Source organism: Pantoea sp. GW821-FHT03E06 (genome assembly GCF_059420725.1).
This window is the reverse complement of sequence record NZ_JBWKUG010000003.1, coordinates 169,408-183,351: the sequence shown is the minus strand read 5'-3', so window position 1 is coordinate 183,351 and position 13,944 is coordinate 169,408. Positions and strand designations below refer to the sequence as shown.

Sequence of the window (13,944 nt, the reverse complement as noted above, 5' to 3'; positions counted from 1 at the left end):
TTGAAAATCCGTGATATGAACAAGCGATAATCGCCGTTACTCGTTACAGTGGATACTAGCACTCACTACAGCGGTTATTCTACTCACTATAGCGGTTTAATTACTCTCTACAGCGGTCTTACTACTCGCTACAGCAGTCAACGATCCTTTCTAAATCCACGTATATCAAGGCTTGAGCGTGATCTGGGATCTATTAGGAACATATAGGGTCTTATTATGATCTGTTATTGGATCTAGCCAGTTGATAACTTTAAAACCAATAGATTGCCCATTTTGCGTGCTGTTTTCGGTGCATAACTATTTAAAACTAAGAGCCCATAAAATGTAGTGGTTTTACCGAACCTAAGAGCAGCAGGTGTTTGACCATAATTTCAACTAACTGGCTTATTAACAAGCAAATCAGCTCCTTACTCACTATAGCAGTCATGATGTTCTCTCTATATTGGTCATCTATTCTCTCTATAGCAGTCAAGATGCTCTTTATATTGGTCATTACACTCGCTACAGCAGTCATCGACAGGGGTTTAGCCCACTGATAGCAAGGCCTGTGGCGTTGTCGGGATCTGTTTAGGATCTCAATGGGATCATATTAGGATCAAGTTATTGGATCTGACCTGTGGATAATGGGGATAAATATAGGAATTTTATAAGCCTGTAAGCTATATCCAGTCATACGTCTCAAAGGGTAAGAAGGCTTCACTGATGACTGGTCATCGCATTGATACAGCGAGTACATACGAGGAATACTGTGCCTTATGCCTGTAATGATTGAGAATTTTCTACTGAGCTTGTACTAAGCACTACATCAAACAGAGCTCGCATAACCTCATGATGCCTGCCTTCTGGATCATAAACGCCTATTAACAGCGACTCATGATGACTGCTATAGAGAGAAGATGAATATTGTTATGAGTATCCCCATTCGTCTTCGTTTCAATGAGTTGATGTAGATTTGCTAAGGTGTAAGTAGCTCGTGCAACGCTAAAGACCGCTGTAGTGAGTAACTTACTCGCTATAGTAGTCATTTGGATTGAGATTATCCATGACATACACTTTCCGTTTTCAACAGAATCTACCTCATCAAGTCATTCACATTCCCTGTTAGCAGTAAAAAGTGGCGACATTGATAGTGTTCTGTGCCCTCTCATTCCTCCTCAATTTCATTTTTAATTGATCGCTTGTATAGATACTAAGCTACACATCGATCAGAGCAGCGGCCATTAATGGGGGTATCCAATAAGCATCGAGTGAAATCTTCAAAATAGTGAAGCAGGATTTGTTGAGAGAATGGTGTAGTGATAGGGCTGTTGAAACAGAAACTGTGTAATGACTTAAACCTGTTAGAACAAGAGGAAGTACTGACTAACTCACTGATGAAAATGTATAAAAAAGTATAGTACGATTCTTTATGAGTGTGTTGGAAAGCTTTTAAATTTTAATATGGGACACTCATTTACACCTCCCGAAAATTCTTTTGCTCAGAAACACCTCTTTTTGCTGGCTTTAAGCATCAGCTGTTTTGCCCAACAACAGTAATAGGCAACTTGATACTATTTCCCAAAGTTATTAAAGCAACCGAATTTTCCCCAAAAAGTTCCATATCTGAGTTAGTTAAATGATGCCATTAGAGAGCAGACAACTAAAATGTTTGAAGGATAATCAGCGAGCTGAGGGTCTTTAGTTTAAATCAGACTCAGGCGCTAAACCTCGTGAACGCTATATAGTCTTAAGGCCATTTGCCGAGGATATGGTCTAATCATCACGATCTAGTGCTAGCTAGCGCATAATGGCCATGCTCACCAGAACCGTGATTTAAAATTCTAACGAAACCTTAATGGCCTTCCCTACCATCCTCATTGTTTAAACCTCAGGGATTTTTCTACCTCCCTGATTCGAAGCCATTCCACATCATATGTTCTTGATGCGATGTAACCTTGCAACCTCAAATGGTTAAATGAACGCTATGTCTGGGAGCCGGTTAATTCAAGTTGACCGTAGCACTGTGCATAACCTGAAATGTGGTTACGCCTTGAAATGACAAATTGATGCTTAGGGGCAATTTTAGGAGCTAATTTGTGACGCGTTCTGGTGAATTTTGCAAAGGATTGCTGCAGCGAATCCACTAAAATTCACGTAGCGACGTCAGTGCTATTAAACGATTGTTTTTAAGGGATTCTTACAGGGAAATACAAATCCAGCACAAGAAATGTGGCAAAATTGTGTTTGAATCAACATTCAGTTTTTTCTTGATATCTTCACCCACCCCCAACAAGGCTATTCACTCTTAGTCTTAATTCGAACGATTTTATTTCACCGCATCAAATAACTTATGTCATTCGTATCGGCTTTGTTATTCATATCCTACTCCACTTTGATATATACCTCCCTGTGTTCGTCATGCTGACATCAGTAACGTGACGGCATCCATATGGAATGACGTTTTTCCCGCGAACAGATCATCTGTATCTTCTATACAGCCTAAGCCGGGATTACTGCCCGTAAGCACGCCATTTCAAAACCACCTTCTTTATCTTGCGTAAAAAGTTTGGCGGCATCGAAATCTCTCATGTGAAGCAGGTTAATTCACTTGCAGAAACCAACGTCCGGCTCATGAATCTGCTTTCCGAAGCCATACTGGCTAAAAAGGCATTTCAGATGGCTCTGGTCCAAAAACACTGACGACAGATAAATAGCCGGAAGCCTTGAAGTCTATATGTATGAACGCTCTGTTGCAGCGACTTGCCTTCAGGCTCATAGGTTTCTCCATGTACAACTGCCTCTATAAGTATCAGCGTCCAACTCCTTTTGCTTGAGTAAAAAGGCGCAACAATGAAATGAATTTTTCAATGCCGGCGCTTTGGCTTTCGCTGTAACTGGTGGCTTTTGATGCGTTAAGAGCTATGGGTCACTCATAAGCGAGTTAACACAATTATTATTTTGGTGCCCTTAACAAGAAGAGAAGGTTGTACTGTGATGTGCCGTTGACTGAATGGCTTCAACTCTATTTTACGGATGCACCTAATCTAGCTTGGTTGATGAAGATCTTCATGGACGCACTCGTCAGCTGTCGCTGTATTAATTGCGTGCTCAGTGTAGATGATTACACGGAGTCGAGCCTGACTATTAACGTTGCTTTTCGGATTTCAGATGTTCAGGTCACATATATTCTGGACAGTATCATGCTGTTACGTGGCTATTTGGTGACGATATAAGCTGCTCAGGGGGCGACATTCAACTGCCTGGTTTTTTGTACATGATGTGTAACTAAGGCTCATCAAGCAGGGTTAGCAGAAACAGAACGGTTCTAATGTGAGTTCAAATGGAAGATTTTGAGATGAAGGTCTAATGAGCAAAGTTATCAGTGAGAATGCTTACGGTAGGAATACGATTGATGAGTGACGGCAGGATTATAACGAATACCGTCCGTATGCAGCACTGAAATGCCAGATTCCAACTGAATGTGCAGCGGCATGCACAATGGGAATCATGAAAGGCCAATCGACATAGCTAACTGACTATGGAATCAAAGTTTGGGAGCTGGTCGTTAAGCGCCGACTTTAAGGTACACCTAAGGTCACTCCCTCCTCGTTCCCGCTATCATTTTCATATAGATCTGGTCTTGTTTATTTGATTATTTTTGGATGAAAACAGTGGGAATTTCAATGTGAAATATTCTTGTTTTTTGTAGGTATGACAATGGGTTAGGGTGTTTTCTGGAGGGGGGGTTTATTGACTAAGTTTGAAAGAGGCACAGCTTCAGTCATAAAGCTTTGCCTCTTTGGATGCAGGTTAGCTATCACCTTCAGATTGCATGCGTGCTATTACAGCTTTAACTGCAGCATCAAGCTCTGCTTGATAGGTCGCCGAGAGGCGTGAAAACTCATATGTGACCAATCTTTTTTCGCTATCGGTTTTCTTGCGGGCGAACTGTTTCTTGTCCTTAAAGTCAGCTATTTTTTCTGTGACGACTTGCTTGGGACCGCGCTTGTTTTTCACCCCAGCATTTTCTGCACGGAAATAGGCGATGATTTTCGCTTTTACACTCGGATCTTCACGAGCATAAGAGACATCATTATCTATGCGTTCTTGCACAGCTGAAGTGAGTTGTTGGATGGTTATATGCTGGGCCTCAGCTTTGTCAGCAATATCCAGTAATGTCTGATAATCGTTGATGGACAATTCACTAACTGAAGGAAAGACGGCGATCATTTCGTCTGGTACAGCTGCGGCTTGATATGCTCTCGTGACTTTGGCTGCTGACAACCCTTCAGCTTCAGCAATGTCAGACTTATTCATATCATCCGGGTACATCAACTGGAGACGCTTTCCAAGCTCACGAAGTGTATGCTCCTTAGCTGTCTGGATGTCGATGGCAAGTTGACGCGCATCTGCAAGGCTAATTTCGTCGCGTGTAACCAACACTTCAAACGATGTGCCATTAAAGATGCAGGCTGCTCGTCGGCGTGAACCATCCAGAACCTCAATTCGCCCATCCATTTCGCGGCCAATTGCTGGGAAGAACTGCTGTAACTTGATCGTTCGCGCGATATCACTAACTGATTCCGGGGTCAGAAACGCTTGGTCACGACCGTTTATCGCTGCATCGACATAGGTGTTTGACTCTATATCATCATGAAGCACCCTTGTAAGGGTAAAGCTTGCTTCTGCACCTGATTTTAAAGTGAAAACGCGCTCGCCATCGATTTCATTCAGCGTTTTAGAGAAGCCTGTTTTACCGAATTGACGGCCAAGTTTTACCATTTCTTTTTTCACTTAATACCTCTTACAAATTCAATTCGCTTAAATACTGCTTGCGTAAAACGCTCAGCTTCGCGTTTCGCATTCTTAAGGGCTTCAGCACTACCCGGATAAGAGTGAGGATCTGCGCTGACAATGGTGTCGAAACTCTCACCGCAACGTTCAAAGCCATCAAGTCGCGGTAGTGAGGCATCGAGGATGTAGGAAGTAAACACATCACGAGCCAGACCATGCGTCATTTCATGATCCCGCTTAGACGTCATTTTCGACATAAAACCGATATTACCTTTGATGCGGGGAGTGATGCCCTCTTCCTCCAGCTGCTCAAGCATCTCGGGCAGGCGCGTCAGATACTTCAGCGTGGAGTGAAAATCTACCTGTGCCGGCGGCGTAGGAGTCAACAGTAAATCGCTGGCGGCAATGGCGTTAAGCATGAAGGCATCCAGATGCGGACCCGTATCAATAAAGATGAAGTCATAGTCTTGGCCAACACGATCAATAATATTCCGGCGCAACACATCAGAGGGAAGAACCCCCGGTAAATGCTGGTTAACGAGGTCATTCCATTGGCTGGCAATAAAGCCATCATCAATCGAAGCTGGGATAATATCCACGCCGGGAATGATGGTCGGCTTGATGATGTCTTCTTTGATTTGCTCAGCATCCAGATCGTTCAACATAGCCTGAGCTGCTGTCTCGACGATTGAGCCAATACTGTTCGTGTGATTGAGGAACATGGTGCTGGATGCCTGAGGATCGAGGTCAATCACCAGCGTACGCAGGTCATATTGTAATAGGTCTGGGTGAACACGCAGGCCATGAGCAAGGGTGACCGTGGTGACTGTTTTTGATACGCCACCTTTAAGGTTTACCACGAACACCACAAACGGACCTTCACCTGCATGAATATCGCGATACTTTGGCACTTTGCGATGAGCGTAAATATCAACCACATCCTGGATGGTTAATGCATAGTGCTTGGCATTACCGGCTTCCTTTTTGCCAAACACATGCCCTTTAGATTCCATTTCTTCTACTGCTTGCTCAACAGCGCGTCGGCTAAGCTTAGGTAGATTAGCTACCGAATTTCGCGTGAATGTCTGGTAATACTGATCGAGGCCGTATTCATTACGTCTATCAGTGATGTCATCACTCATGCTGCGAAGCATGGCATTTGCCCTACGTGCTGTTACGTCTACCCCACCGTAATTACTTTTCATTACTCCGCTCCGTTGGTAACTTTTGCAGCCAGTGTACAGCTTATGATGCTGCGTGCAACTTTTAACGATATTCTTTAAAAAGTTGTACTGAACATGAGATGTTGATCCCGCTCATCTTTACTCAATCAGTAGCCTTCTTTCTTCTATAAGCTAACGTCATTAAGTCAATGGGGATGCGATTTGCTGCACCCTCCCCTCTTCTTTTAACTCTGACTACGTGATGAAAAACCGAAAAATTACCCATGGTAATTTCAGTGTTAAGTTAATGAAAAATAAGTTTTTTTGTTTTTCATTTCAAATTGAAATTCCCTTGAGCTTTTGCGTTTCCAACCGCCTGTTGAAGAGAAGATGTACCTTGTTATCCTTTTAAACCCTTGGATATGATTTCTTAAATGTCTTTCAGCTGGATGATGTACATTCAGCGTTATCACTGTAATCGCTTGTAAAATTGCATGGCGGTAAATAGATCGTGGTTTTTTTTCATATGTTTATTCTGCTTCTACGGGCTATATCTAATCTTGGCAATAGTGAATTTACAGATACAGTGCTCTATCAAATGGAATGTTCAGGATGGAGTCATGGCAATTATAAAGGCTTCAGCTCTACTTTCTCTTCTATCACTCTTCGCTTTCAATGCGAGCAGTGCTGAGTGTTCACCTCAGCAAGTTCAAAATAACAAGATGAATAATTTCATTCTCTTTGATGATCAGCCTTCAGCTGACACTCCTAAAGCAATAGAAATAACCATCGAAAGCCGCGATGGCTTCATCCACAGTTCAGTTTCAGCTATCTTTAGCCGTTGCGGAGAATTGATAAAAGCGGAGTTCGCTAAGGAAAATAACTACCAAACGGGAAGTCGAGTTTTAACTGCGACCTACTCTGCATAAATCAACAAAAAAGAGTATGGCTGGAGCACAAATTTGAAGTTTGATAATGCCATGACTGATAAAGACTCAAAAAAGAGAACCGAACTCTTTAGGCAGCAAGTTGAAGGTGTGATCTTATTAGGGAAAAATGGAGTAATAAGTAAGTCAGGTGAAAGATTTGAGGCAATGACAGGAAATCTAAATCAAATTTGAGTAGCGAATACATCTTATCGTTTCGATGCGACTGGACGGTTACTTATCACGGATAGAAGAAGTAATCTTCGTTCAGATAATGCTAAAACAGTCTATGAATATGATGCCAGAGGGCGACTTCTTCAGAAACGCTCAGCATCAGTATTGGACATCTATTCCTATGATCAAACAGGTAGAGAGCTCAGTTTAACTTCTACAGCGCCCTATTTTACCACAGAGAAGACAGTGACCACGTGCCAGGAGTGGAATGAATTTGGTAAATGCATATTGGCACACCAGCGTATAACGATAACCCCTCCCAATGCCAAGTCTGGTGTTAATTCCATTCAGAAACATGATGCTATCCTCAAAACATCTATCAGCTATTGGGAATGAGCGTAGACGTAGAACACAACTATCTCAGATGCGATTCTGTGATTTATGGCGCTACGATGGGAGTTGAAAGCACTAACTGGTGTCGAAACCAATTAAAAGCATTAGGTAGTTCAGTAAGCTGTTTACAAAATGCCCCGCCGACATTCAGCGTTCTTACATTCTAATCAGATTGAAGAGGTTTGGAAGATAAGTATCATTCCAGGCCAATAATTCGTGATGAATTGATTCTTATATGGGAAGCACTGCAGGTATGTAATTTGTTGCGTTAACCCTTTTAACGACATTTCAATTTGCCTTTATACTTGGGAGCTAAAAAGAAGTTGGGTGTAATGTTTAACGCTCAGTGAATATTAGTAATATCATAACCTTGATGCATTGAACATCCCTCCGCGTAATAGGGTTCTTCAGGAGTGTGAATAATCTTTATTATTATCTGCCAGTACGGAGGTCCCCCTAACTGGCGAACAGATATTTACGCTTAATGGGCATCTCATCCTATAGCGTGCTATCAGGCTCTAATACACCCTGGCTACAGGGATCTCGTTCCAGTTGGTAGTCCAGGCGTTACTCAACAATTCACGTTTCATTTTCCACTCTGTATTAACCCCCTGACCAGCAAACCACACATTGCCAAGTCCGGACTGGTTGATACCATCTAGAACTTTCATGAGCTTTTCGCTGTTGGGCCAAGCTTGATTTTCATCGAACAGATTTAACTGGCTCACTCCATTTGGCGTAAAATCATCGAGCATGACGCCAGCCTTCATATACCTTTTTCCTTCAAGCCAGATTTGATCAAGAGACTTCATCACAACATCAATGATCTCTCTGGTATCTTGCGTAGGAAGCGAAAGCTTCATACCTGCAGTGTTGCCATAGTAGATCTCATTGTGTGCATGAGGTGACGTTTGAATGAACATGCTGACATGGCGACAGTATTGACGTTCACCGCGCAGTTTTTCTGCTGCACGTGTTGCGTACTGACAAAGTGCTTGCTGCATGGCAAACTTCATTGTGATGCGTTCACCGAAGCTACGACTACAAACGATTTGCTGCTTGGCTGGAGGAAGCTCTTCCAAGGGTATGCAGGATTCGCCGTTAAGCTCTCGCACAGTACGCTCCAGAACAACGCTAAAGTTGTCACGGATGAATCTTGGATGAGCGCGTGAGAGATGGAGCGCGGTTTCAATTCCCAGCAGGTTAAGTCTTTTAGCAATTCGCCTGCCAACCCCCCAAATCTCCTCGACAGGCTGATTTTCCAAAAGAGTCGTGGTGCGCTGCGGATTGCTGGGCGTTAGCGCCAGTACCCCGCGGAATTGTTTCCACTCTTTGCTTGCCCATTGAGCCGATTTAGCCAGTGTTTTTGTGGGTCCCATACCCACGCCAACGGTGAGTCCCGTAGTATCAAGTACGTGGCTACGCAGACGTCGGCCGAAATCTTCAAAGTTTTCGCACCCGTCTATGCCGGTTAGATCCAGAAACATTTCATCAATGCTGTATTGCTCAACCCTTGGTGTGATTTCTTCAAGAGCGGTCATTACACGCTGAGACATCGAGTGGTAAAGAGCGTAATTGCTGCTGAACACATGAATTTTCTCAGGATAATCCTGCGTTTTAATCTCGAACCAAGGGGCTCCCATTTTTACATATTTTTTAGCGGCAGCACTGCGCGCAATAACACACCCATCATTATTACTTAATACCACCACGGGTTTGCCGCGTAGGTCTGGGCGGAATAGGGCCTCGCAGCTAGCGTAGAATGAGTTTACGTCTGCCAGTCCAAACATGACCACGATTACCTCCTGCGCGCGCGAGTGCTATTGAAAAACCATGTCACGACGCCGAGAAGTTGTAATTCATCGGGATAAATAACGGAGTAGGCCGGGTTCATGGGCAACAGAGCGAGGCGAGGGTGTAGTTGCAAGCGTTTAACAGTAAATTCGCCGCCGACTTCTGCAATAACAATATCGCCATGGCTCGCTTCTTCAGCGCGATCAACAACCATGACGTCTCCATCAAACAGCCCCAACTCCTCCATACTGCTGCCACTAGCGCGAACGAAAAAGGTTGAAGCCCGTCGACGGATGCAGAGTTCGTTGAGATCCAGTTCTGACTCGACATAATCTTGAGCGGGGGAGGGGAATCCCGCGGAGCAGGCATCTCCATAGAAAGGAATTTTTAACGGCGGACAATACAGTGGCGCCCATAGAAGCGACAAACCATTATGGTACATGGCCGGTTTCATAAACCGACTCTCCAGAATAAATCCTTTGATTGATGTGCTAATCGTTGTGTGTAGTTCATAAAAAGTCCCTCCTAATTTATACTGTTTATGCATACAGTATTATGGAGTGGGAATTATCTGGCAAGAGGGGGGGGGTGACAGAGGGAGGATGCGACTTGCAAATTGCTGAACGTAGAGAATTTTTTTTTCTTAAAAAATCTCTTCTGAAAATAGAATGCAAGCTAGTGTCTGTGGCTAACCTTGAGGAATCCGTTCTCAATGTAGATAAACCAACCTGGGAAGCAAATATGCTGATCGCGCAGATTTCAGATATTCATGCCACGTCTGGCAATGACTCTCTTCATCGGCTTGACCGTGTATTGGCATGGTTAGCCCAACTGGGACCGGACTTGTTGGTCATTACCGGTGATTTGATCGATGACCAGTGGCTTGAGGGTTATGAGCGGATAGCTTCGCGTCTACGTCAGCAAACCTACCCTGCATTGCTTCTTCCAGGTAATTCTGACCATCGTGGCCAAATGCAATCAGTCTGGGGCTCTCAACAATGGGCGCCTGACTCGCCTGACGGTACACTCAACTTTAATTTTGACTTAGCCGGTCTGCATCTACTGGGTGTCGATTCGACGATTGAAAATGAAGATTATGGCTCTGTGCATGGTCAGCTTGAGTGGCTGGAAAAGCAGCTTAATGACGGCAGGCATTCCCCCTCTCTGCTGTTTATGCATCACCACGTTTTTACCTCGGATATACCGGGTCTGGATAAGACGATGTGTAGAGGCGTGGACAAGCTGACTGATATCATCTTTAGCGCACCTGGAAAGGTAATAGCTATTTCAACAGGGCACGTTCACCGACCCATTTCTAGTATGCTGGCAGATAACCCGGCATATGTTTGTGGTTCTATTTGTCCGGCGAATCCAGTCTGGTTTGGAGCAGAGAGTATTCCCTCAGCTGATGATCCCCCGGCACTGATGATTCATCGTTATGCCGGCAATGTCCTAACCAGTCATCATGTGTCCGTATAAATGCGTGGGAACAGAAGAGGGGAGGGGGATGATACTTATTTGACAGTTATCGCTTTTATCTTTAATCGGTTTGAACAGTTGCAGTACTTTATGTTTACAGCATTTAGCTTATGGAGGGACTTATGCCTCATTACTGCATTTATAAAAAGGATAAGCATACCCTGATAGTGAACAGAGCGGATGAAAGCAGAGCAACGTTGCTGATCAGTCGGGGTATGAAAAACAGTTTGAAGAAGTTACCGCATCCGGCAGCTGAAGCTGCACTGCAACGTTTTAGGGATATTTGCCAGGAAGACAAGACTATAGAGTCTGCATTCGCAACGGGTGGAGCGTTTGTAGCGCTAACGGTTGGCTTGAAGGCCGCGGTAGATTCATTGTTCCAGAAATAAAAGGCTCTCAAAAAGGGCTTATTGCTAATGCCTCAATAAGCAAACTTAAGTTGAACCTGCTTCTGGTGTGCCCTGGTGAAAAGCGAGCTGCCAGCCGTTTTCCTCGCAGAGTATCCAATAAGATGTGCGTAGAGACGCTCGACTACCATCGGATTGGGAAGTTCTGTAATGCAATATTACGCAGGCATCACCCAGGAAGATTAGCTGAAAATCAGCGCTACGAATATCCGGGGCATCTCTCTCGTGCTCGAGTGATGCGATGGTCTCGATTCGGTTAACCATCAAGCCTGAACGGGTGATTTCGTGAAATTGTGGATGCAATATTTGCTCAAGCCAGTTGCGATCGCTCCGCTTTTCGCCATGAAGGCTGCACTCCAGAATTTTTAGCTTTACTAGCAGCACGGGTAATATCCTCGACCTTAAGAGCATTAGATTTTGCCCGCGTTTCGGTGTCATTCGTTAGCCGACTCAAGGTGATGTATTACATCTACCTCAGAATCTAGCTCAATATCAGGATAGTGTTCACGCATCCCTGCCAGCAGTACCTTATCAGGCCACACATCTCGCTTATCCAGATAACCGGCAACAGCAGACAACGGCATCCTTTTGACTTTGGTCACCATCACTCGTGCTGTGTCAGATGTATCTGATGCATTCACATAGATCATCGCACCAGGAACTATCTCCTGTTCACGCAAACGGATGGTATGCGTTTTTGTGCCTGTACGAACTTCGGAAAGCAGCCGCGGGACAATTTTAAGGCTTTGAACCATGTTATCTCCTGCAAAGCAGTAGTGTGCTTACTCAACTCTGCTTTGCGATAAAGTGATTTTCATAGGGAGTGCCTATCGGCGCAATAGTTAGCATGATCACAATACCAGCATTTATTGTTAATTATGAAATGATAACTATAGGTATTATTATTCCATCGAAAGCGAACGAGCTTTCAACCATACACACTAAGGAATATGACCATGAAAACTATCAAAGCAATGTCTATCGCCGCCGTAGCCGCTCTTTCTCTGATGTCTGCAGCAAGCTTTGCGCAGAGTGTTTCAGTAACCTCCGGTACGCTGGATGGTGCAGAAGCAAAAATAGCAGCGAAGGCTCAGGAACAAGGTGCTCAGTACAAAATTACTGAGGCAAACACCAACAATATCGTGCACATGACCGCAGAATTATACAAATAACGTATGGTCGCAAAGGGAAGTGCCGGAAGAGGTCGCCATAATGGCGGCCTTTTTCGCGTTAAAATCTGCGAATGTGTCATCGTTATCCCAAATTTCAAAGGTTCTGGATTAGTACTGGGAAGATAAATCTATAGTTATGCCTCTGTCTTCTGCTTATCATGAAAACCAAAAATATAAAGTGGTAATATTTGTCAATTACCAGCAATAGGTTTATATTGGCTCTCACCGCTTTTTTGACATGGACGATAATGTATAACATTCCTTATTCAGTCAAAAGTGGTGGCGAGCCTATTTATCTTGTTCAGCGTAACGTTAGGCCATATGCTATGGTCTGCGCTCCTATTTCTTTAGTTTATCAATTAGTTTTTATAATGAATGAAGCTACCTAGCGCTGGATATGTAATTAAACAAAATGTGTATTGTATTAACATGAAAATAGACATAGAGCCTGTTACTAAGGCTAATGGGATTTGATTTTTCATGTCAACTAAAGAAAATGTCGCTTGAGAAAAGATAATAGCAAGCGCGATGTATATTACGATACGATAGATCCCTTTGAATCTTTTCTTAAGGAATTTTTCTTTATTAAGAGTTATTGCGGTGTTGCTTACAAATGGGCTCAATGAAATTAACTCTTTATCTAAACAGTCAATTACTGTTCGTATAGATGCTTCCTTTTTGGTATCAAGTTCAGGGTTTTTCTTCATAAGCTCTAACATTAGCGAAGCAAGCTCGTTATCTTTTATTTTTGTGAGCTCAAACAAAACCTGTGACTTTAATTTTTGACTTGCCACAATTTTGGCATCTGAGAGTTCATTTTTACTATTGTCAAGTGACGATATTTCTTTATAAACCGATATTCTTTCGTTGGTGAATTTTTTTAATCTTCCATGAATGCCAAAGAAAAAATTAAGAGCAGCAAGGAAGATTGTTACTGTCAGCGTTAAAATCGTGGCATTGCTAATGTTATCCAATGGGGTACTCCTTTAATTCACTTTAAAATAGATGTATGATAAAAGTATATGTTATTTTAGTTTGACAATAAAATTTATAAGTTGATATATTTTAGATGCTATACGTTGCGTAAGGGCAACCACCAATGGTCCTGTAGCTTGAGAGGATCGCCTTCGGGTAGCTACGAAAACACTCCTGTAGCCTGAAAGGGAGAACACATCAGTGTGGTACATCTGCTAGCTCCTGGAAGCAGATATCGTCAAAACAAGCGCACCTACGACGCGACGATGGGGGTACATTAATCATACCAAAGCCAGGCTTTTACATACGCCTCACGCCCTCAGATAAGGCATCCACACTGATGCTTTTCTTCACTTATGTTATGAGATTTGTCAGGGATACGCCCTGAGCTGCATACGACTTCTGCTATGACGCATAAGCCCATTTGGAACATTTGGGCGCTTGCGGAAGACGCATTAGGAGCATGAAGCTGCGCGCGTCACTTTGGTTCGAGTGAAACGAGAACAAAGTGACGCGCGCAGCGCATAACGGTCAAACCCACGTACAGTGCGGTTTTCAGCATGCCGGTACATTCTGACGTGCACGTATTACGTGTTTTCAGATGCTCAACTGGCTATTTATCAACCATGACGCGACGTTAACGAACAACCCGTTAAGGGCGTTTAATTAGAAGGAGAATGATCGACTC

At 43.5% G+C, this 13,944-nt stretch carries 12 protein-coding genes; 5 read left to right on the top strand and 7 right to left on the bottom strand.

The features are described 5' to 3' along the window. Nucleotides 1-3,789 precede the first annotated feature (3,789 nt). The gene (locus AC07WB_RS23830) at nucleotides 3,790-4,773 is read right to left on the bottom strand and encodes a ParB family protein (RefSeq protein ID WP_494941569.1); all 984 of its coding nucleotides are present in this window, start codon (nucleotides 4,771-4,773) and stop codon (nucleotides 3,790-3,792) included. Beyond that, nucleotides 4,770-5,978 carry an AAA family ATPase gene (locus AC07WB_RS23825; protein ID WP_049852738.1) on the bottom strand — a complete coding sequence of 403 codons (1,209 nt, stop codon included), beginning with the start codon at nucleotides 5,976-5,978 and terminating at the stop codon, nucleotides 4,770-4,772. The genes AC07WB_RS23830 and AC07WB_RS23825 overlap by 4 nt, the downstream gene beginning before the upstream one ends. A 578-nt stretch (nucleotides 5,979-6,556) precedes the next feature. Between AC07WB_RS23825 and AC07WB_RS23820 the strand changes: the two genes are divergently transcribed. Further along, a complete protein-coding gene (locus tag AC07WB_RS23820; protein ID WP_494941568.1) occupies nucleotides 6,557-6,865 on the top strand; it encodes a hypothetical protein in 309 nt (102 codons plus the stop codon). Between the two features lie 33 nt (nucleotides 6,866-6,898). Then, the gene (locus AC07WB_RS23815; RefSeq protein WP_494941567.1) at nucleotides 6,899-7,057 is read left to right on the top strand and encodes a hypothetical protein; all 159 of its coding nucleotides are present in this window, start codon (nucleotides 6,899-6,901) and stop codon (nucleotides 7,055-7,057) included. A gap of 890 nt (nucleotides 7,058-7,947) precedes the next feature. On the opposite strand, the gene umuC is transcribed toward AC07WB_RS23815, so the two are convergent. Then, entirely contained in the window at nucleotides 7,948-9,219 is a 1,272-nt protein-coding gene (gene umuC, locus AC07WB_RS23810) for a translesion error-prone DNA polymerase V subunit UmuC (RefSeq protein WP_494941566.1), read from the bottom strand. Between the two features lie 8 nt (nucleotides 9,220-9,227). Then, complete coding sequence (gene umuD, locus AC07WB_RS23805; RefSeq protein WP_494941565.1) at nucleotides 9,228-9,677, bottom strand: translesion error-prone DNA polymerase V autoproteolytic subunit; 450 nt, start codon at nucleotides 9,675-9,677, stop codon at nucleotides 9,228-9,230. A gap of 155 nt (nucleotides 9,678-9,832) precedes the next feature. On the opposite strand from umuD, the gene AC07WB_RS23800 reads away from it, so the two are divergent. Continuing rightward, nucleotides 9,833-10,702 (top strand): metallophosphoesterase, encoded by an 870-nt coding sequence (locus AC07WB_RS23800; protein WP_494941564.1) that lies wholly within the window; start codon nucleotides 9,833-9,835, stop codon nucleotides 10,700-10,702. 122 nt (nucleotides 10,703-10,824) lie between these two features. Continuing rightward, nucleotides 10,825-11,091: a hypothetical protein gene (locus tag AC07WB_RS23795; protein ID WP_494941563.1), complete on the top strand. Its 267-nt coding sequence runs from the start codon at nucleotides 10,825-10,827 to the stop codon at nucleotides 11,089-11,091. A 45-nt stretch (nucleotides 11,092-11,136) separates the two neighbouring features. Here the strand turns inward: AC07WB_RS23795 and AC07WB_RS23790 are convergent, their stop codons facing one another. After that, nucleotides 11,137-11,493, bottom strand: a complete 357-nt coding sequence (locus AC07WB_RS23790; protein WP_494941562.1) for a nuclear transport factor 2 family protein — start codon at nucleotides 11,491-11,493, stop codon at nucleotides 11,137-11,139. Nucleotides 11,494-11,543: 50 nt separating this feature from the next. Next, complete coding sequence (locus AC07WB_RS23785) at nucleotides 11,544-11,864, bottom strand: ASCH domain-containing protein (protein ID WP_494941561.1); 321 nt, start codon at nucleotides 11,862-11,864, stop codon at nucleotides 11,544-11,546. Nucleotides 11,865-12,065: 201 nt separating this feature from the next. Between AC07WB_RS23785 and AC07WB_RS23780 the strand changes: the two genes are divergently transcribed. Beyond that, complete coding sequence (locus AC07WB_RS23780) at nucleotides 12,066-12,281, top strand: YdgH/BhsA/McbA family protein (RefSeq protein ID WP_049853205.1); 216 nt, start codon at nucleotides 12,066-12,068, stop codon at nucleotides 12,279-12,281. Between the two features lie 359 nt (nucleotides 12,282-12,640). Here the strand turns inward: AC07WB_RS23780 and AC07WB_RS23775 are convergent, their stop codons facing one another. Further along, on the bottom strand, nucleotides 12,641-13,255 hold the full coding sequence (locus AC07WB_RS23775) for a hypothetical protein (protein WP_494941560.1): 615 nt from the start codon (nucleotides 13,253-13,255) through the stop codon (nucleotides 12,641-12,643). Nucleotides 13,256-13,944 lie beyond the last annotated feature (689 nt).

Bases quoted from the DNA above. Each gene is read 5' to 3' on its own strand.
- AC07WB_RS23795 (WP_494941563.1), top strand. From the start codon at position 10,825: ATGCCTCATTACTGCATTTATAAAAAGGATAAGCATACCCTGATAGTG.
- umuC (WP_494941566.1), bottom strand. From the start codon at position 9,219: ATGTTTGGACTGGCAGACGTAAACTCATTCTACGCTAGCTGCGAGGCC.
- AC07WB_RS23785 (WP_494941561.1), bottom strand. From the start codon at position 11,864: ATGGTTCAAAGCCTTAAAATTGTCCCGCGGCTGCTTTCCGAAGTTCGT.
- AC07WB_RS23780 (WP_049853205.1), top strand. From the start codon at position 12,066: ATGAAAACTATCAAAGCAATGTCTATCGCCGCCGTAGCCGCTCTTTCT.
- AC07WB_RS23825 (WP_049852738.1), bottom strand. From the start codon at position 5,978: ATGAAAAGTAATTACGGTGGGGTAGACGTAACAGCACGTAGGGCAAAT.
- AC07WB_RS23820 (WP_494941568.1), top strand. From the start codon at position 6,557: ATGGCAATTATAAAGGCTTCAGCTCTACTTTCTCTTCTATCACTCTTC.
- umuD (WP_494941565.1), bottom strand. From the start codon at position 9,677: ATGAAACCGGCCATGTACCATAATGGTTTGTCGCTTCTATGGGCGCCA.